Below are 19,755 nucleotides of genomic sequence, written 5' to 3' on the forward strand. Positions count from 1 at the left end.
CCGGATTTACCCCGTGCCCTTCTTTTTGTCATTCACGCCCCGAGCCGCGTCGAAGCACGCCAACAGCGAATTGATCACAGCTCGCGAGCCCAGCCCATCCACCACGAAGTCGCGGTCCTTGCCGTTGGGCGGTATGATCTTCAGGCTGCGAATGCAGCAGCGATCGTCCGAATACATCGAACTTCTGGATGATAGAACGATCCGGCGCTCTTCCAGGGATGGCGCAAGAACGTATACGTCCGTTCACAAGCGCTGCCCCGAGTGATTGCGAGTCCGGCTGCGGACATACGGCCAGCCTGGCAAGCAGGCGCCGCGAAGCCTTGTCCGACATGATGCTGCATTGAACCGAGCACGCCGAGCGACCCGGCTCCCTCGATCAGCGCGAGCGCTTGGGCAATTTCGGAAGCTTGTCGGGATTGAACGCCGGTGCCTGCTCGGTTCGTTCACGTGCGGGCGGCTGCTGTTCCGAGAGGATGAGCGTACCCTGGAGGATCATTCCCGGCATCTCCGCTGCCGTCGCCGTGTAAGTCGCGACCTTGCCGGGGCAGTTTCCCTCGATGTCCAGCGTGAGCTCATCGTCGATGCCGAAGACCGTTGCACGTCCGTCGGTATGACGCTTCGTCGACACGGAGGCGGTGAAGCGATCTCCATCGACCTTGCATGATCCGTGATAGGTCATCAGGCTGTCGCAGCCCCAGATTTGTCCGTCTGCGACATGGACGATCCCGGTGCCCTGGTCCAGTGGCGTCTTGTACCACGCCGCGTAGGTGCCGTCCTTCAGCATGGGAGCAGTCTCCCTTGACATTCCCTCGCGAATAATCCGCATGATCAGCGCTAAGAAACGGTTAATCGCGCGGCCCGTGCGAATCCGGTCTGTCTTTTCGCAACTCGGCTTCCAGTTCCTCGATGATGCTGTGAAGCAGACATGCGGCAAGCGGATCGGTGACTTCGCGCTCCAGAAGCCTGTAGCGCGCGATCTGGAATTCCCGCTCTCGCAACTGGTGTTCTGTCATCGGACGGGCCCTCCGGCAAACCTACCCGGAAACAGCCAAGTCGTTTCGTTACAATTTTCAGATCATTTGCTATGGTTTCTGATCGGTAAAGGAACACGGCGCCGAGCAGGCAGGTGTGCGGGGTTTGCAATGTCGATCGTTCAAAGCTATCGCGCCTTCGCCTACAACAATGCCTGGGCGAACCACCGGTTGCTCCGCGCGTGCGCCGAGCTGAGCCAAGGCGCATTTGAGGTCGAGCGGACGGGCTTCTTCCCGAGCTTACAACGGACGCTGAACCATATTTATGTCGTCGACCTCTTTTACGTCGATGCACTCGAGAGCGGATGGCTTGGGCCAAAGGCCTGGGAGGATCCGATCCCGTTTCCAACTCTTGCAGGGCTCTCGAAAGCTCAAGCATTGATGGACCGGCGCTTCATCAGCGTCTGCGATGCTCTGACACCCACCTCGTTGAACGAAGACGTACGGATCAATCGAGGTCCTCGTATCCAGATCGAGCGACGCGACCGCCTGCTGATGCATCTCATTCAGCATCAAATTCACCACCGAGGGCAGGCGCATACGATGTTATCGGGAACGCGCGTCAAGCCGCCGCAGCTCGACGAGTTCTTTTCAGCTGCCGAAGCGCCGTTGAGGGCATCCGAGTTTGCCGATCTGGGCTGGACGGAGGAAACCGTCTGGGGGCCGCCCAACTGAGCGAGCGCGCGCTACCGATTGCGGTTCCGACCTGCTCCGACCGAGGCGAAGACAACTTCCATCAGCCATGCAACACCGGCGTCCTTCATCGCAGCCTTGGTCGCGATGGCGCAGATCGCATCCGGTTTACGGGCGAAAGGCAGCTCGACGAACATCAATCCGAAATGCCCGGCGTGCTGCTGCACCAGACGCCGCGGCAATGCAGCGATCAGTTCGGACCCTGCAAGCTGGACGAGCGCCATCATAAAGTTCGGGACAGTCAAGGCAATGCGGCGCTTGAGACCGCGCTTTGCCAACATCTCATCGACGAAGCCGCGCGGCTCACCGCTGAGAGACACCAGCAGATGCTGCGATTGCGAGAAAGCCGCAGGTGTCGGAGCTCTGGCGAAGGCGTGTCCCTTGCGCATGGCCAGCACGAATTCCTCGTCGTAGAGCCTGCGCGCCTCGAAACGCGGCGATACCGCCGACAGCGGCAGCATCGCGACGTCCAGCTCTCGTCTTTCGAGCATCTCGAGGCACTCGTGCCAGGGTTCGCCGATCGCACCGCCGCGGGGCGCGGGCATCACATGGATCAATCCGATGTCGATATGGGGCGCCCTGCTCGCGATCGAACCGAGTAGCGGCCCCGTTGTCGAGGCGAGAACAGCATCGGGTGCGCCGATCGTAAAACGGCGACGGCTTTTCGCGGGGTCGAATGGTGTAGCCGAGCCGACCAGTTGTTCGACGCGCGCGATGATTTCAGCGATCGGGTGGTCAAGCTCCAGGGCCCGCTCCGTTGGAACGACGCCCTTCGGCGTTCGCAGGAACAACGGGTCGTTCAAAACAAGACGCAGCCGGCCAAGCGCATGGCTGACAGCCGACGGCGTCAGGTTCAGTCGCGCGGCTGCGCGCGCGACATGGCGCTCTTCCAGGACCACGCGGAAGAGCACCAGGAGATTCAGTTCGACCCTGGATAGATCAATTTGGTTCAGCATATTGCTGAAATCATATCGCTGGATTCATCGAGATCAAGGCCTCATGGAATGCGTAGATCGTGCAATCAGGAGCCTCGAAATGATCAGAAGGTCGAAAGAGGTGAGCAAAGGCCATGGCTCGCCGGACAACCAGGACTCGCCGCACAGAATGTCGAGGCGCTCGATGATGATGGCGGCGGCGGCAATTCCTGCTTCCGCTCAGCTTTCAGCCGACGCGGCCGCCGAGGACGATGCGACAGCCGGTCTCATCAGGCTCGCCGGCGAGAAGAATGCCGCCTTCATGCGTGGCGACATGGACCGCTGGTCGCAGCTCGTCCGCATTGCCCCGGATTTCACGCTGATGCAGCCCTTCGGTGGCCCTGCCAGCTTCGGATTCGACAACAGCCCAAAACGGTTGGCTGACCTGGCGCAATATTTCAGGAACGGGGAAACCGGACTGGAGGTCTTGCAGACCTATGCCTCGAACGGGCTCGTCGCGCTCGTCATGATCGAACGCCAGCGCGCGGAGGTCGGCGGCTTGCCTGCCCAGGACTGGTCGCTGCGCGTCACGGAAATCTATCGCAAGGACAGCACGGATTGGCAGCTGGTACACCGCCATGCAGACCCGCTGGTCCGGCGCATTTCCTTGCAGCAAGCCGCGATCCTCGCCCGAGGCTGGGCAGAGTAAAAATGATGTCTTTCGCCCTACAGAGGCGGCCGGGCTTGCGTGTCGAACTCAGAACGTCATCCGCATGCCCGCATAGAACGCACGGGGCCTTGCCGGGCTCAGCGATCGCGGGTCATTAAATTCCGCACCGCCATTGGTGAAGTTGGGCAAGGCTTCCCTATCGAAGAAGGTGCCAAGGGTCGAGTAGCGGTTGTCGAAGATGTTGGCGACGCGACCGTAAATCTGCAGGTTCTTGGTGATCTGGTAAGAGGTGTGGAGATTGAACACGGCGTAGGACGGCAGCTTCGGAAACTGGTTGGACTCATCGCCGACGAAATACTGGCTCGAGACGAAGAGCGCGTCACCCCCGACCTTCCAGACATCGGTAACCGCATATTCGATGCTTGCCTTAATAAGGTGGCTAGGGAGGCGCGGAATGTGATTGCCCGGCAAGACCTGGATATTGCCGTCGTCGGCGAACGGGCTGTCTGAGCCAAGCGTCAGCGCGTCGAGGAAGCGTGCGTCCAGGAACGCGTAGCTCGCCTGGAACTGAAGCACATTCGACTTCAGGCTCACCTCGGCTTCGACACCCTGCCTGCGTGTCCGGCCGACGTTCTGGAAAAAACCGAAGCCGGTCAATCCAGGAATCGGAGTCGCGAGAATGTCGTCGTAGTTGGTCGCCCGGAAAGCGCCGATCTTCCAGCCGAGCGAACCGATGTTCAATTCCTTGGTCCCGCGGAAGCCCGCTTCGAACGTCTTGGATACGACTTGCTGCAGTGGGGGGTCGGCGATCAGGAACTGTCCGATGATGCATGGCCTCGCCGGATCGGCGCAGCCGAGTTCGAGCGGCGTCGGCACCCGGTTGGCTTCGGAATAGCCCGCATAGGCTGTCACTTCAGAGGTGATCTTGTAGGTGCCGCCGATGATCGGATTGAATCGATCATAGGTATGATCGCCATTGAGTGCGGTGCCGAGCTGGTCCATCAGCGTGACACGGGCCGCATTGAACCGGCCGCCTGCCGTCACCGCAAAGCGATCATCCACGTTGAACGTGTCGAGCGCATAGAGCCCCTGATATTGGTTGACGGTACGAAGCGACACGGGGCCAACCGATGTCGGGTCACCGGACGCACCCAGGAATACGCCGCTGCCCGTGACGACATAGTTCGTGCCTATCGTTCCCAATTCGGCACTACCGGTGAAGCGAGTGCTGCTCACATCATAGCTTGCGCCGATCACGAGGCGGTTCTCATGACCGAACAACTGATCGCTGTTGGTCGCCTGGCCGGATATGCCAAAGGTGGTCGATCTCGTGCTGGTGCGATCGATCTCGCCGAGTATGGCGTCCGGCGCAAAGGGATTGGCCAGCTGAACGCCATTCAGGCCAAAAGCCGGGACCGTATCATCGCCAAAGCACAGGAGGGTTGGATCGACACAAGGCTGGGCGTCGGTCGGGTTTCCGTCCACGGTGCTCTGTTTGAAGCGCCGCAGATGCGCCGTGCCCTCAAAGGTCCAGGTCGGCGTCGCCTCCACCTTGCCGGTCAGGTTGAGATAGCCGACCTTGTTGGAAATGGTTTGTGGCGTTGTATAGGTCGCGCCCCAATATTGCTGGAGCAATTCGGCCGGAACAGTGCTGGGTCCTGCCAGGGAATTGTTGGCGACGCCGCCATTGAGGTGGAACTCGTTGCCTTCGAAGCGATACCCGACATCGCCATAGAAGCGCCGGACGTCCGATTGCGAGAAATTGCGGAAGCCGTTGTCGTGAACGCCTTCGAGCGCTCCGTAGACCGACCAATTATTGTCGACCTGCTTGCCCCATTGTGCAGAGCCCTGGATGCGGCCGAATGACCCGCCCATGATATCGATTTCGGCACCCTGATAGTTAAAGCCGTTCTTCATCTGCAGATCGATGGCGCCGCCGAGGGCATTGAGGCCGTATGCCGGATTGTTGGTTACGACCACTGCCGATCGGATCGCAGCCGTCGGGATCAGATCCCAATTAACAGTGTCGGAAAACGCCTCGTTGATGCGTACGCCGTTCTGGTAGACGGCGAGGCCCTGCGGCGTGCCGGCCAGAGGTGAGGCAACGAAGCCGCGAAACTGCACATCGGGCTGGAATGGATTGCCGGTCACTTCATTGATGCTGAGACCAGGCACGTACTGCTGCAGGGCAACGGCGATATCTGGCGAGGCGGTACGCCTGATCTGGCTGGCATCAACCGCATTGATCGCGGACGGCACCTTGTCGACATCGAGACCTCGGCCGGTGCCCGGCGAGGTCGGGTAGACGTAGAGGCGCGTCTTCGGGCTGGCGGACGCCGGCGCCCCTATGCGCGCGACCGGCCGCGTCGGCGCACTGCGCCTCGCGGCCGACGGCGGAGGTGCCGTCACCTCGACGGGCGGCAGGTTCTGGACGTTGGTTTCCTCATCCTGCGCGGCTGCGGCGGGGCCTGCAAAGACCAGGCCCGACACCAGCCCCGTCGACACCGAGGCCATCAACAAACGACGCTTGAACCAAAGAGGCGTGCCCATCCCTGCCTTCCCATCCGTGACCACCGGCTGTTTTGATTTTCGCCGTTTGGTTGAGACGAGTGTATTCAGCGGCAGTGAGTCCGCCAGCCACAAAAGGTCTGGCACTATGCGCACCCGTTTTCCCGACAAAATCGGGAATTTTTCCCGATGCGATCAGGACGCCGCCGTCGGAACCAGCGCCTCCACGGTCAAGCCGCCGTCGCCGGAGACTACGTTGAGCGTGCCGCCCAGCGCCAGAATGCGCTCGCGCATGCCGACGAGGCCGAAGCCGAGCTTCTGGCCCGGCTCCATGCCGCGGCCGTTGTCGCTGACCCGCACGCGCGCGTAGCCGCGGCCGCCGGCCTGCTCGACGGGCTCGATCACGACATTGACCGAAGTCGCGCCGGCGTGGCGGAACACGTTGGTGAGCGCCTCCTGCACGATGCGGTAGATGGTGAGGTCGGCCGTCTCGCCGGTGACCCCGAGCGTGGCCGAGATCACGGTTTCGATCGCGACGTCGGGATGCGACTCCCGCCACAGCCGCGAGAGCGATTCCAGCGCCTGGCGCAGGCCGAGCTCGGCAAGGCCGACGGGCCGGAGCCGCTCCAGCACGCGGCGGGTGAACTGCTGGAGCTGGTTGATCTGTTCCAGCAAGGCGCTGCCGTGCTTTCGGACCGAGTCGGCATTCGGCGCGCGCCCGTCCGCGAGCTTCGCCAGCGCGCTCGCATGCGCGCGCAGCGAGAACAGATACGGCCCGAATTCGTCATGCAGCTCGCGCGCGATCTCCTTGCGCTCGACGTCCTGGAGCGACACCGCGCGCTCGGCCAGGAGCCGCTTTTCCTCCACCGCCGCGCCGAGCGCCGCCGCGAGATGATTGAGCTTGCCGCAGATCGCGGCCAGCTCGGGCGCACCGCCCGGCGTGGCGCGCGCGTCATAATGCCCGCCCTCGATCGCGGTCATCGTCTGCGCCAACGACTGCAGCGGCGCGAGCGCGCGGCCGACCACCGTCATCATCACCAGGAACAGCGCGAGCGCGATCACCGAGCCGACCTCGAGCTGGGTCACGATGGCGTCCCAGATCTCGGCGATCTCGTCGTCGGGATGCGCGGTGATCACCAGCGAGCCCGGCTTGCCACGGACCGAGACCGGCACGCTCACCGCGGTCTGCTCGGGATGAACCAGGCTGACGAACCAGGCCGGCGGTCCGCGCGCGTCGTCGTCGGCAGGCCGGGGCGGCGTCAGCGGGTTACCGCCGGCGTCCTGAAGCGCGATGCTGACATGGCGCAGGCGGCTCAGATCGCGCGCGATCTGGTTCAGCCTGGCATCCGGATCGGGCGCCTCGTTCAGATCGGCCACGATCATCTCGATGAATTCGCGCGCAAGCCGGATCACGCTCTGGTCCTCGGCCTGCACGCGCGGCCCGGCTTCCGCGACCTGGCGGCCGATATTGACGGCGAGCCCCAGCGCCAGCAGCAGCGCCAGCAGAAGGTTGATGCGCGCGCGCAACGATAGATTTTGCCACATTGGTGCCGCCCGTGCCTCGCGAAGGTTGGCCCGCGCCTGTCCGATGACGTTGACAGAGGCGAAGCGCCCGATATCTAATCGAAAGCGTACAGCAATCCCGGCCGGGTTGCATGAGGCGACATGAGACGCGCGCAGCGTTCTTGTTGGATCGTGCGGCGCAAAACAGGCAAATTCTGTCAAGGGGAACGCGCTGTCACGGGGAACGCCTATGCGCATTCTGATCGTCGATGATCATCCCATTGTCGCCTCCGGCTGCCGTGCCGTGCTGGCCGACGAGGGCGAGATCGAGATTTTGGAGGCCGCCGACGCCGAAGACGGCGAATGCGTCTTCATTGTCGAGCGTCCCGACCTCTGCATCATCGACATCAACCTGCCGACCGTCTCCGGCTTCGAGCTCGCGCGCCGCATCCTCGAACGCGCGCCCGGGGCCCGCATCATCATGTTCAGCATGAACGACGACCCTGCGTTCGCCGCGCGCGCGATCGAGTGCGGGGCCAAGGGCTACGTCTCCAAGACCGGCGACCCCGACGACCTCGTCGAGGCGATCCGCGCCGTCGGTGGCGGCGGCACTTATCTGCCGACCGCGATCGCGCGCAGTATCGCGTTTGCAGGACCGACGCTGGCGCAAAGCCCGCTGTCGAAGCTGAACGCGCGCGAGATGGAAATCCTGCGGCTGCTCAGCGCCGGAAAGAGCCTGTCCGAGATCGCCTGGCTGGTGCAGTCGTCCTACAAGACTGTCGCCAACACCTCCTCGATCATGCGACAGAAGCTCGGCGTGAAGACCTCGGTCGAGCTGGTACGGCTGGCGATCGACAGCGGCGTCGCCTGACAAACACCGCCACGAATTCGGTCACACAAGCGTTGCAATCTTGATGTGGTTAGATGCCACGGAGCATAACGGCATGACGATCCAGACTGTCTCGACCAACACATCCTATGGCGGCGTGCAGGGCGTGTACCGCCATGCCAGCCAGTCGACCGGAACCGACATGGTGTTCTCGGTCTATGTTCCCCCACATGCCGCCGGCGCAAAGCTGCCCGTGGTCTGGTATCTCTCCGGCCTCACCTGCACCCATGCCAACGTCACCGAGAAGGGCGAATTCCGCAAAGCCTGCGCCGAGCTCGGCCTGATCTTCATCGCGCCGGACACCAGCCCGCGCGGGCCCGACGTGCCGGGCGATGCCAACAATGCCTATGATTTCGGCCTCGGCGCCGGCTTCTATGTCGACGCGACGCAAGAACCGTTTGCGCGCAACTATCGCATGTGGAGCTATGTCACCGACGAGCTGCCCAAGCTCGTGGCGGAGAATTTTCCGGTCGACGCCAAGCGGCAATCGGTGATGGGCCATTCGATGGGCGGCCACGGCGCGCTGACGGTCGCGCTGCGCAATCCGCACCGCTATCGCGCGGCCAGCGCGTTTGCGCCGATCGTGGCGCCCTCGCTCGTGCCCTGGGGCATCAAGGCGCTGACCGGCTATCTCGGACCGAACAAGGAGACCTGGCGCAACCATGACACCGTGGCGCTGATCGAGGACGGCGCGAAATATTCCGGCTTCCTCGTCGACGTCGGCGAGGCCGACAATTTCCTGAAAGAACAGCTCAGACCCGAGCTGCTCGAGGCCGCCTGCACCAAGGCGGGCATCCCGCTGACGCTGCGGCGGCAGGCGGGATATGACCACAGCTATTATTTCATCTCGACGTTCATGGGCGATCATCTGCACTGGCATGCGGAAAGATTGAAGGGGTGATCTTTCTCACCCTCCCCTTGAGGGGGAGGGTGAGAGCGCCCACTACTCCGGCTTGCCGTAATTCGGCGCCAGCAATCGATTGCGGATCAGGTAGCTCATCGTGCGCGACCACGATTCGTCCGTGTTGCCGCGCATGTCGGCGCTGGCGGCGGTGATCATGTTGCCGGTCTTCACGTCGCGCAAATAGATGTTGAGATTGATGATCAGGTTCGAGACCTTCTGCACCATGCCAGTGATCTCGAGATCAGCGCCCAACTCTCCCGCGAGCTTGAGGTCGCAGCCGCCGCAGGCCTGAAGATTGGCGTGACGGGCGGCATCCCTGACCGGTGCGATGTCGAGCAGCTGGAACCTTCCCGACAGAGCCAGTTCCTTGCGCAGCTGCTCGCTGATGCGCTCGAGCCGCGCCTCTTCCGGCTTGGAGCCGTAGAACTCGCCGGGAAGGCTGGTGTCGATCAGCTCGAAATCGAACACCGCCAGTTTCGGCGGATCGGCCAACGCGACCGAACCCGTCAACAGCAAAGCTGCGAAACATATCAGCGCTCGCATGATCGTGATTCCCGGCCTCGCGCGCGCGGGGACGAAATGCGGGGTTGCAAGCCGGGCCAAATCGGTCATGCTTTAGCAGAGACAATTCTCCACCGGCGGTCAAGCCAGGGAGAACATCTGGAGGAAACATGATCCGATGGTTGGTCGGCCTGATCGGCCTGGGTCTTGCCGCGACGAGCGCGCTCGCGGCCGACCCGGTGCAGATCGGCGTCGGCTATCTCGGCGTCGCCGGCACCAGATCGACGCTGTCGCTGTTCGAGCAGCCCGCGGAGAATGACGGCGTCGCTGGCGCGCGCCTCGCCATCGAAGACAACAACACCACGGGAAAATTCCTCAACCAGCGTTTCACGCTGGAGGAGCGCCGCATCAAGGAAGGCGAAGATCCGGTTGAGGCTGCGGCTGCGCTTGCCGAGAAAAACGGCTTCATCATCGCCGACCTGCCGGCCGACGCGCTGTTGAAGGTCTCGGATGCCCTGCGCGAACGCGGCACGCTGCTGTTCAACGCCGGCGCAATCGACGAGCGGCTGCGCGAGGCCGATTGCCGCGCCAATGTCATCCACACCGCACCGACGCGCGCGATGCTGGCCGATGCGCTCGGCCAATATCTGGTTTGGAAGCAGTGGAAGCGCTGGGTGCTCGTGGTCGGCTCGCATGACGAGGACAAGCTGTTTGCAGACGCGCTCCGGCGTGCCGCCACACGCTTCGGCGCCAAGATCGTGCAAGAGAAGACCTTCGAGGACAAGGGCGGCGCGCGCCGCACCGATAGCGGTGTCACGCTGATCCAGCGCCAGATGCCGGTGTTCACGCAACAGTTGCCGGCCTATGACGTGCTGGTCGCCGCCGACGAGAGCGAAGTGTTCGGCGCCTATCTGCCCTATCGCACCTGGGATCCGCGCCCCGTCGCGGGCTCGGCCGGCCTCGTGCCGCGCAGCTGGGACGCGGCACAGGACCAGTGGGGCGCGATCCAGATGCAGAACCGCTTCATAAAGCTGAACTCGCGGCGCATGACCGCGCTCGACATGCAGGCCTGGACGGCGGTGCGCATGCTCGGCGAGGCCACCTCGCGCACCAATTCCGGCGACGTAAAGAAAGTCACCGACTTCATCAAGGGGCCGGACTTCTCGGTCGCCGCCTTCAAGGGCACGAAACTGACCCTGCGCGACTGGAACCTGCAGCTGCGCCAGCCGATCCTGCTGGTCGACGGCCGCATGGTGGTGTCGGTGTCGCCGCAGGAGGGATTTCTGCACCAGGTCTCCGAGCTCGACACGCTCGGCTACGACCGCCCGGAGAGCAAATGCAAGCTGAAGTGAGGACGCGAATGTTGCGCATGTGGCGTGTGGGGTTGCTGTCCGGACTGGCGTTTGCGCCCGCGCCCGCGCATGCGTTCATCGCCTATGTCTCGAACGAGAAGAGCAACACGGTCTCGGTAATCGACACCGACAGCTGGACCGTGACCAAGACCATCAAGGTCGGCCAGCGCCCGCGCGGCATCGATTTCACGCGCGACGGCAAGTTCGTGATGGTCGCGGTCGGCGACGACGACACCATCCAGGTGATCGATGCCAAGACCCAGGCCGTGGTGGACAGCCTGCCCTCCGGGCCCGACCCGGAATTGTTCGCGCAGGATGCGGCCGGAAAAATCCTCTATGTCGCCAACGAGAACGACAACACGGTGACCGTGATCGATCTGGAAAAGCGCGCGCGGCTCGGCGACATCCAGGTCGGTGTCGAGCCCGAGGGCATGACCATCAGCCCCGACGGCAAGACGCTTATCAACACGTCCGAGACGACCAACATGGCGCATTTCATCGACACCTCGTCGCGCCAGATCGTCGCCAACGTGCTGGTCGACGCGCGGCCGCGCTTTGCCGAATTCAAGCATGACAGTTCAGAGCTGTGGGTATCCTCGGAGATCGGCGGCACGGTCTCGATCATCGATCCCAAAAAGCACGAGGTGACCGGCAAGGTCACGTTCGAGATTCCGGGGTTGCGGAAAGAGGCGATCCAGCCGGTCGGCATCGGCATGACCAGGGACGACAAGACCGCCTTCGTCGCGCTCGGCCCGGCCAACCGCGTCGCCGTGGTCGACGTCGCCTCGCGCAAGGTGACGAAATACCTGCTGGTGGGGCAGCGGGTCTGGCACCTGGCGTTCACGCCGGACGAGAAATATCTGCTCACGACCAATGGCGTGTCCAACGACGTCTCGGTCATCGACGTCGCCGCGCAAAAGGTGATCAAGACTATTCAGGTGGGCGAACTGCCCTGGGGCATTACGATCGCGCCATGACCAGCCCTGCTCCCATCGCCGAACCACAGGAGATGCCGAGGCTGGAAACGGCCGCGGTGCCGGCGCTGTCGATCGACGGCGTCAGCCATTCCTATGGGCCGCGCCGGGCGTTGATGGACGTCTCCTTCAATGTCCAGCCCGCGAGCTTCACCGCGCTGCTCGGGCTCAACGGCGCCGGCAAGAGCACGCTGTTCTCGCTGATCACGCGCCTGTTCGGCATCCAGAGCGGCCGCGTCGGCATTTTCGGCCACGACATCAGCAAGAGCCCCGGCGAGGCGCTGCGGCTGCTCGGCGTCGTGTTCCAGCCGCGCACGCTCGATCTCGACCTGTCGCTGACGCAGAACCTGCTCTATCACGCCGCACTCCACGGCATCAGCCGGCGCGAGGCGGCCGCGCGCAGCGGCGAGCTGCTCGGCCGCATCGGCCTCTCCGAGCGTGCCGGCAGCAAGGTGCGCGATCTCTCGGGCGGCCAGATGCGGCGGCTGGAGATCGCACGCGCCCTGCTGCACCGGCCGCGGCTGCTGTTGCTGGACGAGCCGACCGTCGGCCTCGACGTCAAGGCGCGCGCCGACATCATCAGCCATGTCCGCCAGCTCGTCACCGAGCAAGGCATCGGCGCGCTCTGGGCCACGCATCTGTTCGACGAGATCATGGCCGGTGACGACCTCGTGGTGCTGCACCAGGGCAAGGTGCTGGCGCAGGGGCCGATGAGCCGCGTCATCACGGATGCCGGCGCGCAGGACGTCAACACCGCCTTCATGCGCCTGACCGGTGCGCAGACGATGCCGGGAGGCGGCGCATGAGCAGCATCACGACGCGGGATACGCCGCGCGGTTTCTCGGCCGCGGAATACATGACCTGCCTCACCGGCATCGTCTGGCGCGAGGGGCTGCGCTTCCTGCATCAGCGCGAGCGCTTCGTCTCCGCGCTGGTACGCCCCCTGTTGTGGCTGTTCATCTTCGCCGCCGGCTTCCGCCAGGTGCTCGGCATCTCGATCATCCCGCCTTACGAGACCTACATCCTCTACGAGGTCTATATCGCACCCGGGCTGATGGCAATGATCCAGCTCTTCAACGGCATGCAGTCCTCGCTCTCGATGGTCTATGACCGCGAAATGGGCAATATGCGGACGCTGCTGGTGAGCCCGCTACCGCGCGGGTTCCTCTTGTTCTGCAAGCTGCTGGCGGGCACCGCGGTGTCGCTGCTCCAGGTCTATGCGTTCCTGCTGATCGCCTGGTTCTGGGACATCACCCCTCCCCCGATCGGCTATCTCACCGTGCTGCCGGCGTTGATCCTGTCCGGACTGATGCTGGGCTCGCTCGGCATGCTGATCTCCTCGGGCATCAAGCAGCTTGAAAGCTTCGCCGGCGTGATGAACTTCGTGATCTTTCCGATGTTCTTCGCCTCCTCCGCGCTCTACCCGCTCTGGCGGGTGCAGGAGGGCAGCCCCTATCTCTACTATCTCTGCGCGGCCAACCCGTTCACCCATGCGGTCGAGCTGATCCGTTTTGCGTTCTACGGGCAAATCAACTGGATCTCGCTGGCGGTGGTGGCTGCCTGCACAATCGTCTTCATGATCGGCGCGATTCTGGCCTATGATCCCTCGCGCGGGCTGGCGCGACGGGGCCCTGCGGGAGGCGAATGATGAGATCAGGGATCGTGATCGTAGCCGCTGTGGCGCTCGCTGTTGCGGGCACGGCCGCGCGCGCGGCCGATCCACGCTATCCCGACTGGCCCTGCACGCAGGCAAAAGTGCCGGTGATTTCTCTCGCCGCGGTGTGGGCCGGTCCGGCGCTCGACGACGCCGAGACCAAGTGGAAGGACGACGCCAAGATCAGCGCGCTGGTGTCAAAGCTGTCGGCGCGCAAGACGCCGCTCGACGAGGCGGAGAAGTCGGTCAAGGAATTTCTGGCGGGCTCCGCCGCTGACAAGACCGCGAACGCAAAACTCCTGTTCGCCGGCCTGTTCGACACGCTCAACGCGCAGCGCTCCCAGGTCATGAGCGGGCTCGAACGCGTCAGCCGCAAGCAGCGCGAGGCCGCCGACAAGATTCGCGAGGAGACCCTGGCCCTGCAGGCGCTCCAGGGCGCAACGCCGCGCGACGAGGCCAAGGTCGAGGCGCTCAGCAACGAGCTGATCTGGAAGACCCGCATCTTCGAGGACCGCCACAAGGTGGTGCGGTTCGTTTGCGAAGTTCCGACCACGATCGACCAGCGCCTGTTCGCTCTCGGACGCGTGATCCAGCAGGAAATGGAATAGCGTCAGCCTCGCTGACCGCTCACCAAAAGTTCCCGCGATCGCCTCGGGATCGTTAACCTTTTGCCGCGCTATCTGCCGGAACTAAATCCATTCAAGATGGCTTGTCGAAGTGAACTTCAAGACGTCGGGAGGCCTCGATGGGAACAACAAAATTCATCTTTGCGGGTGCTGCGGCCCTCGGCATGCTCGCAACCAGCGCTCTTGCTGACGACATGACCGGAATGGTCACCAGGATAGACCGGCTCAACAGCACGATCTCGATCCAGCAGACGCAGAAAGGCACGGTCGGAGGCAGCGCGGGCGGCGCCGGCGCGCTTCAGGAGTACAAGGCCAAGGACGCCGCGATGCTGGATGCGGTCCATGCCGGCGACAGGGTGACGTACTCGGCGACCGACAACAACGGTGCGGGCACGCTGACCAAGTTGCAGAAGCAGTAACCCTGCATCTTCACCTCTCCCCGCGCGGCACGGCGTCATGGCCGGGCTTGTCCCGGCCATCCACGCCCAACCACACGGATTGAAGTACGTGGATGCCCGGGACAAGCCCGGGCATGACGGCCTGTGGCTACTGCTCTGGCCGCGGCTGCGGCGGCGTCTCCTCGGTCGGGAGGTTCGCGCGCTCCCAGCCGTCGGTGCCGTCGGGGTACCAGGCGACGTTGGAATAACCGTAAGCCAAGGCGCGCTTGGCGGCGTTCCAGGACATCCAGCAGTCGGCCAAGCAATAGATCACGAGCAGCTTAGCCTTGTCGCCGCGCGCGGCGTGGGCGAGGCCGCGCTGGAAATAATCGTCCATGGCGGGCGGCAGCACGCCGTAGCCGGTGTCCGGCAGCCAGGTGCTGCCCGGAATGTTTTTCCGCGGCATATCGCGCCAGACGGTGCCTTCGGGAAGGTTCTTCGGCTTCGGCGCGCGTGGCAGCACGTCGATGAACGCGCCGCTCTTCGCACGCCAGATTGCTTCGGCCTCCGCAGTCGTCAGCACGCGCGCCCCAGTGAGCATCGCCGGCACCGGCGCGCGGAAATTGTCGGCGCGATATCCCTCGGGCTCGAACGGCTCCTGCTGCTGCGCCAACGCCGGCGCCACCAGAATGGCGGCAACCAGCGCAGCGGCAACGCGCCGCCTCATGGCGTCTTCTTGGCCGTCTCCGCACCGAGCGGCCGGTCGCTCTCGTCAAGCAGCGGTACGCCGAAGTCGAGCAGGATCTTGTTGATCTCGCCCTGGTTCTCCTGGATCAGCTTGTTGAGCTGCCGCTTCCAGTTCTGGTCGGCGGGGCGCACGCCCATGCCGATGCGATAGACCAGCTTTGGCCCCGAGGTTTCCTTCACCAGCGGCGTGACATGAAGCGAGCCAGCCTTCTTCGCATAATACCCGGCCATCGGACCCCACAGCACGCCTGCGTCGATCTTGCCGGCGACGAGGTCGTCGACCATCGCCTGCGCCGAATTGTCGAAGCGCGTGTCGATCATCAGCGGATAGGGCTTTGCATCGCCCATCAGGCCGGCCAGCGCCATGTTGGTCGCCGGCGGCGTGCCGGCGACGATGCCGACATGCTTGCCCTTCAGGCGCGCGTCTTCGAGCGTATCGACGTCCTCGAGGCCGCTGCCGATCTTGGCGACCAGCGCATAGGTCGTGCGGTAATAGGGATTGGTGCCCTGCACGAGGTCGTCACCTTGCGGGAATCCCATGATGACGTCGCAGCGATGCGCGCCCAGCGTCATGCGCACGAAGCCGGTGGCCTGCGGGAAGAAGACGTAGTCGAGCTTCTTCTGGAGCTTGTCCGCGAGCAGCTCGGCGAGCTTGTTCTCGAACCCCTCGCCCTTCTCGTTCGAGAACGGCAGATTGCGCGGGTCGGCACAGACGCGCAGCACTTTTGGATCGACCAGCTCGAACGAGAGGTCGCCGGTCTCGCTGGTCTGCGCAATGGCGACGTCGCCGAACGCGCAGGACGCCACCAGGACCCACAGTGAAAACAACCAGCGACGATGTCGTCCGGCCTCCGTCATCGCGCTTCCTCCTCGGTTTGTTTGAATGCTAGCCATGCAACGCATGACGCGCCATGTTTTGCCAAACTTTGTGCTGGCTTTGCTTTGTTGCAGTGCAAAGCGCGCAACCCTTTGAACTGAGGCGGAAAAGTGTCTCGCATCGCTCTCGTGATCGCAGCCTTGTCCCTGCTGGGGATGGCGACGCTAGCACGCACTGAAGCGGCCGAATTGCCTGTGAGCGAAGTCGCGCCGGGAATCTTCGTACACTCCGGGGCCATCGCGCTGATGACCCGCGAGAACGAAGGCGACATCGCCAATGTCGGCTTCATCGTCGGCGAGGACGCGGTGGCCGTGATCGACACCGGCGGCAGTCTCCGCGAGGGCCAGGCGCTGCTGGCGGCGGTGCGGGCTCGCACATCCAAGCCGATCCGCTACGTCATCAGCACCCATGGCCATCCCGACCATGTCTTCGGCAATGCGGCCTTTGCCGCAGAGGGAACCCGCTTCGTCGGCCACAGCAAGCTGCCGCAGGCGCTGGCGACGCGCGGGCCGTATTATCTCGACAATTTTAGACGCCTCATGGGTAGCGAACTGATCGATCCCGTGAAGATCGTGCCGCCCACCCTGCTCGTCGTTGATACCCTGACGCTCGATCTCGGGTCGCGCCGCCTCACCTTGCGGGCCTGGCCGGCCGGGCACAGCGACAACGATCTGACCGTGTTCGACGAGACCAGCAAGACGCTGTTCGCGGGCGACCTCGTCTTCCTCCGCCATATTCCGGTGATGGACGGCAGCATCCGCGGCTGGCTCAGCATCCTCGGGGAACTCGGCAAGATTCCGGCGCAGCGCGTCGTGCCCGGTCACGGGCCTGTGAGCGACTGGCCTGCCGCGCTCGGCGACGAGCGGCGTTATCTCACGACGCTGCTGGCGGACGTCCGGGCGTCGAACAAGAAGGGCGAGCCGATCCGGACTGCAGCCGACAAGGCGGCCGCATCGGAACGGCCGCATTGGCAATTGTTCGACGACTACAATGCTCGCAACGCAACCGCAGCATTTTCGGAAATTGAATGGGAGTAGTGGACGCGCTACGCTGGACGCGGATCGGCTACGCCGACCCAGAGAAAACTGCTTCGTCCGCACGGGACCACGACCATGACGGGATGCACACGCCGCCGCCTGCCCCTGATCGCCGCATTGCTCGGCATCGCCTTCGCTGTGCCGGCGAGCGCCGAGGAGGCTTACGATCCCTGGCCGGGCCTGGTGCAGGACATCTTCAGCAACCGTCCGATCAACGACGGCAACGACGTCATCGGCATCGAGATGCCCTATCGCGCCGAGGACGCGGCGATCGTGCCGGTCACCCTGCGCAGCAAACTGTCGCCCGCGGATAGCCGCCGCATCCGTTCGATCACCCTCGTCATCGACCGCAACCCCGCGCCGATGGCAGCGAAGTTCGAGCTCGGCGCAGATGCCAACGTCACCGAGATCTCCACGCGGGTGCGCGTCAACAACTACACCGACGTCCACGCGGTCGCCGAGCTCAGCGACGGCCAGCTCTACGTCGCCAAGACCTATGTGAAGGCCTCAGGCGGCTGCTCGGCGCCGGCGGGAAAGAACATCGAGGAAGCCAGGAACCGGCTCGGCCAGATGCGCTACCGGCAATTCGCGCGCGAGGAGGCACCTGCGAGCCGCGTCCGCGAGGCGCAGATCATGATCGGCCATCCCAACAATTCCGGGCTGCAAATGGATCAGGTCACGCAGCTTTACATCCCCGCCTTTTTCGTCAACCAGCTGAAGCTGACGCAGGACGACAGCCCCGTGCTGTCGATGGAGGGCGGCATCTCGATCTCGGAAGATCCCAATCTGCGCTTCACGTATGTGTCCAACGGTGCCAAGCGATTCCGCGCGGAGGCAAAGGATACGGACGGGCACGTGTTCCGCAATGAATGGGATGTGGAGAAGCCGGGGACGTGAGGCTCTCGATCGTCATGGCCGGGCATAGCCGTCCGAAGGACGGCGTCGCTTTGCTCGCCTATGTCCCGGCCATCCACGGACTTCGCGCCTATCCTAAGAACGTGGATGCCCGGGACAAGCCCAGGCATGACGGCTACGGTTGGCGTGAAGCTGGCCGTTAGAAACACCTCACCTCGGCTTCCGCCTGGGCGCGCCTGAGATCATTCACCGCTGAGTTCGCCTGCTCGGACGTACGAAACTGGACGCCGAGATTGCCGCGCACCTGGGACATGCTCAGCGCCGTCTCGGCGGTGACGTAGCGGTCATAGGACACGATCGAGGCCACCACGTCGATCGAGCAGGAGCATTGCTCGATCGACTGCCGGCTCTCGCCATTGGCCTTCATGCAGCCATAGACGTATTCGGCACGCGCCGAGGTCGGATAATCATTGGCCTCCTCGGCACGCGCGGCATAGACGGTCGCAGCCCACACCGCCAATGCGGCGACAATCGGTCGTAGCTGTCCCGCCAGATTCATGAGCGTCCTCCCGCTGGTTGCGACGAAAGCTATGCTATGCGTATTGTCATGAAAAGCACTCCCTTCGAGGAAACGGCTCACAAGGTGATGAGAGCACTTGGTTTGAGAGCGCCTGGACGAACATTGGCGCTCGCGATGACGCTGGCGCTGTCGCTGGCCGACCCCGGCCGCGCCGCGGATACGATCCGCCTTGCAGTGCAGAAGACGGGAACATTCTCCTGGGAGCTGGCCGCGATCCGCGCCGGCGGGCTCGACAAGGAAGCCGATCTGTCGCTCGACGTCGCCGAGCTCGCGAGCCCCGAGGCCGGCAAGATCGCGCTGCGCGCCGGGAGTGCCGACATCATCCTGTCGGACTGGCTGTGGGTGTCGCGCGAGCGCGTGCTCGGCGCCAAGCTCACCTTCTATCCGTATTCCAGCGCGCTCGGCGCGGTGATGGTGCCCGCATCCTCGCCGATCAGGACGCTCGCCGACTTGAAGGGACGGAAGCTTGGCGTCGGCGGCGGCGCGATCGACAAGAGCTGGCTGCTGCTGCAGGCGCGGATGAAGCAAGACGGCATCGACCTGAAGTCGGACGCGAGCATCGTCTATGGCGCGCCGCCCTTGATCGCCGCCAAGGCGCTCGATGGCGAGATGGATGCGAGCCTCAACTTCTGGAATTTCTGTGCTCAGCTCGAGGCCAAGGGTTTTCGCCGCCTCGCCGGCATCGAGGAGATTTTGCCGAAGCTGGGGGCCAAGGGCGCGGTGTCCGCGGTCGGTTATGTCTTCGACGAGAGCTGGGCCGCAAGCCATCGCGATGCGGTGGCGCGTTTCATTGCGATGACCCGCAAGGCCAAGCAGCTGCTGGTCACCTCGGACGCCGCCTGGGACAAGATCGCGCCGCTCACCGGCGCGAGCGATCCGGCCATCCTCAAGACCTACCGCGACCGCTATCGCGACGGCATTCCGCGCCGGAGCATCGTGGACGAGGAGGCGGATGCGCGCGTGCTCTATCGCGTGCTCGCCGAGATCGGCGGACGCGACCTGGTCGGGCCGGCGGCCGAGCTCGATCCCGGCACCTTCTATCACGCGGTCCCCGGAGACTGAG

The 19,755-nt window shown here is 63.9% G+C and carries 23 protein-coding genes; 14 read left to right on the forward strand and 9 right to left on the reverse strand.

The genetic code is table 11. The features are described from left to right. Positions 1 to 6: 6 nt before the first annotated feature. Both ACKWRH_RS32285 and ACKWRH_RS32290 read right to left on the reverse strand, forming a co-directional pair. Positions 7 to 177 carry a hypothetical protein gene (locus ACKWRH_RS32285; RefSeq protein WP_445216802.1) on the reverse strand — a complete coding sequence of 57 codons (171 nt, stop codon included), beginning with the start codon at positions 175 to 177 and terminating at the stop codon, positions 7 to 9. 199 nt (positions 178 to 376) lie between these two features. Then, entirely contained in the window at positions 377 to 784 is a 408-nt protein-coding gene (locus ACKWRH_RS32290) for a hypothetical protein (RefSeq protein WP_445216803.1), read from the reverse strand. A 358-nt stretch (positions 785 to 1,142) separates the two neighbouring features. On the opposite strand from ACKWRH_RS32290, the gene ACKWRH_RS32295 reads away from it, so the two are divergent. Further along, positions 1,143 to 1,706: a DinB family protein gene (locus tag ACKWRH_RS32295; protein ID WP_445216804.1), complete on the forward strand. Its 564-nt coding sequence runs from the start codon at positions 1,143 to 1,145 to the stop codon at positions 1,704 to 1,706. An 11-nt stretch (positions 1,707 to 1,717) separates the two neighbouring features. Here the strand turns inward: ACKWRH_RS32295 and ACKWRH_RS32300 are convergent, their stop codons facing one another. Then, positions 1,718 to 2,680: a LysR family transcriptional regulator gene (locus tag ACKWRH_RS32300; RefSeq protein ID WP_445216805.1), complete on the reverse strand. Its 963-nt coding sequence runs from the start codon at positions 2,678 to 2,680 to the stop codon at positions 1,718 to 1,720. Positions 2,681 to 2,759: 79 nt separating this feature from the next. Here ACKWRH_RS32300 and ACKWRH_RS32305 point away from each other — a divergent pair, with 79 nt between their 5' ends. Next, positions 2,760 to 3,347, forward strand: coding sequence for a DUF4440 domain-containing protein (locus tag ACKWRH_RS32305; RefSeq protein ID WP_445216806.1), 588 nt, complete (start codon positions 2,760 to 2,762; stop codon positions 3,345 to 3,347). A gap of 48 nt (positions 3,348 to 3,395) precedes the next feature. Here the strand turns inward: ACKWRH_RS32305 and ACKWRH_RS32310 are convergent, their stop codons facing one another. Together ACKWRH_RS32310 and ACKWRH_RS32315 are read right to left on the reverse strand one after the other, a co-directional pair. After that, complete coding sequence (locus tag ACKWRH_RS32310) at positions 3,396 to 5,858, reverse strand: TonB-dependent receptor domain-containing protein (RefSeq protein WP_445216807.1); 2,463 nt, start codon at positions 5,856 to 5,858, stop codon at positions 3,396 to 3,398. A 153-nt stretch (positions 5,859 to 6,011) separates the two neighbouring features. Beyond that, the gene (locus ACKWRH_RS32315) at positions 6,012 to 7,361 is read right to left on the reverse strand and encodes a histidine kinase (protein ID WP_445216808.1); all 1,350 of its coding nucleotides are present in this window, start codon (positions 7,359 to 7,361) and stop codon (positions 6,012 to 6,014) included. Positions 7,362 to 7,569: 208 nt separating this feature from the next. Between ACKWRH_RS32315 and ACKWRH_RS32320 the strand changes: the two genes are divergently transcribed. Both ACKWRH_RS32320 and fghA read left to right on the forward strand, forming a co-directional pair. Then, on the forward strand, positions 7,570 to 8,190 hold the full coding sequence (locus ACKWRH_RS32320) for a response regulator (protein WP_445216809.1): 621 nt from the start codon (positions 7,570 to 7,572) through the stop codon (positions 8,188 to 8,190). Positions 8,191 to 8,263: 73 nt separating this feature from the next. Then, positions 8,264 to 9,109, forward strand: coding sequence for an S-formylglutathione hydrolase (gene fghA / locus ACKWRH_RS32325; RefSeq protein WP_445216810.1), 846 nt, complete (start codon positions 8,264 to 8,266; stop codon positions 9,107 to 9,109). 42 nt (positions 9,110 to 9,151) lie between these two features. Here fghA and ACKWRH_RS32330 read toward each other — a convergent pair whose 3' ends face one another. Next, positions 9,152 to 9,724: a DUF3280 domain-containing protein gene (locus ACKWRH_RS32330; protein WP_445216811.1), complete on the reverse strand. Its 573-nt coding sequence runs from the start codon at positions 9,722 to 9,724 to the stop codon at positions 9,152 to 9,154. 59 nt (positions 9,725 to 9,783) lie between these two features. On the opposite strand from ACKWRH_RS32330, the gene ACKWRH_RS32335 reads away from it, so the two are divergent. The 6 genes from ACKWRH_RS32335 to ACKWRH_RS32360 all read left to right on the forward strand — a co-directional run bounded on the left by ACKWRH_RS32335 (position 9,784) and on the right by ACKWRH_RS32360 (position 14,638). After that, a complete protein-coding gene (locus tag ACKWRH_RS32335; protein WP_445216812.1) occupies positions 9,784 to 10,965 on the forward strand; it encodes an ABC transporter substrate-binding protein in 1,182 nt (393 codons plus the stop codon). Between the two features lie 8 nt (positions 10,966 to 10,973). Beyond that, positions 10,974 to 11,942, forward strand: a complete 969-nt coding sequence (locus ACKWRH_RS32340) for a YVTN family beta-propeller repeat protein (RefSeq protein WP_445216813.1) — start codon at positions 10,974 to 10,976, stop codon at positions 11,940 to 11,942. Continuing rightward, positions 11,939 to 12,745, forward strand: a complete 807-nt coding sequence (locus tag ACKWRH_RS32345) for an ABC transporter ATP-binding protein (protein WP_445216814.1) — start codon at positions 11,939 to 11,941, stop codon at positions 12,743 to 12,745. Before ACKWRH_RS32340 ends, ACKWRH_RS32345 begins: the two co-directional genes overlap by 4 nt. Next, positions 12,742 to 13,587: an ABC transporter permease gene (locus ACKWRH_RS32350; protein WP_445216815.1), complete on the forward strand. Its 846-nt coding sequence runs from the start codon at positions 12,742 to 12,744 to the stop codon at positions 13,585 to 13,587. Before ACKWRH_RS32345 ends, ACKWRH_RS32350 begins: the two co-directional genes overlap by 4 nt. Further along, the gene (locus ACKWRH_RS32355; RefSeq protein WP_445216816.1) at positions 13,587 to 14,201 is read left to right on the forward strand and encodes a hypothetical protein; all 615 of its coding nucleotides are present in this window, start codon (positions 13,587 to 13,589) and stop codon (positions 14,199 to 14,201) included. The genes ACKWRH_RS32350 and ACKWRH_RS32355 overlap by 1 nt, the downstream gene beginning before the upstream one ends. 137 nt (positions 14,202 to 14,338) lie before the next feature. After that, the gene (locus tag ACKWRH_RS32360; protein WP_445216817.1) at positions 14,339 to 14,638 is read left to right on the forward strand and encodes a copper-binding protein; all 300 of its coding nucleotides are present in this window, start codon (positions 14,339 to 14,341) and stop codon (positions 14,636 to 14,638) included. Positions 14,639 to 14,765: 127 nt separating this feature from the next. Here the strand turns inward: ACKWRH_RS32360 and ACKWRH_RS32365 are convergent, their stop codons facing one another. Continuing rightward, positions 14,766 to 15,323, reverse strand: coding sequence for a PQQ-dependent catabolism-associated CXXCW motif protein (locus ACKWRH_RS32365; protein WP_445216818.1), 558 nt, complete (start codon positions 15,321 to 15,323; stop codon positions 14,766 to 14,768). Further along, entirely contained in the window at positions 15,320 to 16,201 is an 882-nt protein-coding gene (locus tag ACKWRH_RS32370) for a substrate-binding domain-containing protein (protein WP_445216819.1), read from the reverse strand. Before ACKWRH_RS32370 ends, ACKWRH_RS32365 begins: the two co-directional genes overlap by 4 nt. Positions 16,202 to 16,330: 129 nt before the next feature. On the opposite strand from ACKWRH_RS32370, the gene ACKWRH_RS32375 reads away from it, so the two are divergent. The 3 genes from ACKWRH_RS32375 (at position 16,331) to ACKWRH_RS32385 (ending at position 18,315) form a co-directional block, all read left to right on the forward strand. Then, entirely contained in the window at positions 16,331 to 17,257 is a 927-nt protein-coding gene (locus tag ACKWRH_RS32375) for a quinoprotein relay system zinc metallohydrolase 2 (protein WP_445216820.1), read from the forward strand. A 75-nt stretch (positions 17,258 to 17,332) separates the two neighbouring features. Continuing rightward, entirely contained in the window at positions 17,333 to 18,154 is an 822-nt protein-coding gene (locus ACKWRH_RS32380; protein ID WP_014493634.1) for a quinoprotein dehydrogenase-associated SoxYZ-like carrier, read from the forward strand. Continuing rightward, on the forward strand, positions 18,151 to 18,315 hold the full coding sequence (locus ACKWRH_RS32385; protein ID WP_445216821.1) for a hypothetical protein: 165 nt from the start codon (positions 18,151 to 18,153) through the stop codon (positions 18,313 to 18,315). The genes ACKWRH_RS32380 and ACKWRH_RS32385 overlap by 4 nt, the downstream gene beginning before the upstream one ends. Here the strand turns inward: ACKWRH_RS32385 and ACKWRH_RS32390 are convergent. Beyond that, positions 18,312 to 18,671: a hypothetical protein gene (locus ACKWRH_RS32390; protein WP_014493633.1), complete on the reverse strand. Its 360-nt coding sequence runs from the start codon at positions 18,669 to 18,671 to the stop codon at positions 18,312 to 18,314. The two genes, ACKWRH_RS32385 and ACKWRH_RS32390, sit on opposite strands and share 4 nt — an antisense overlap. Before the next feature lie 135 nt (positions 18,672 to 18,806). On the opposite strand from ACKWRH_RS32390, the gene ACKWRH_RS32395 reads away from it, so the two are divergent. Beyond that, complete coding sequence (locus ACKWRH_RS32395; protein WP_445222508.1) at positions 18,807 to 19,754, forward strand: ABC transporter substrate-binding protein; 948 nt, start codon at positions 18,807 to 18,809, stop codon at positions 19,752 to 19,754. Position 19,755 lies beyond the last annotated feature (1 nt).

The sequence above is a fragment of the Bradyrhizobium sp. Pa8 genome (assembly GCF_052588265.1).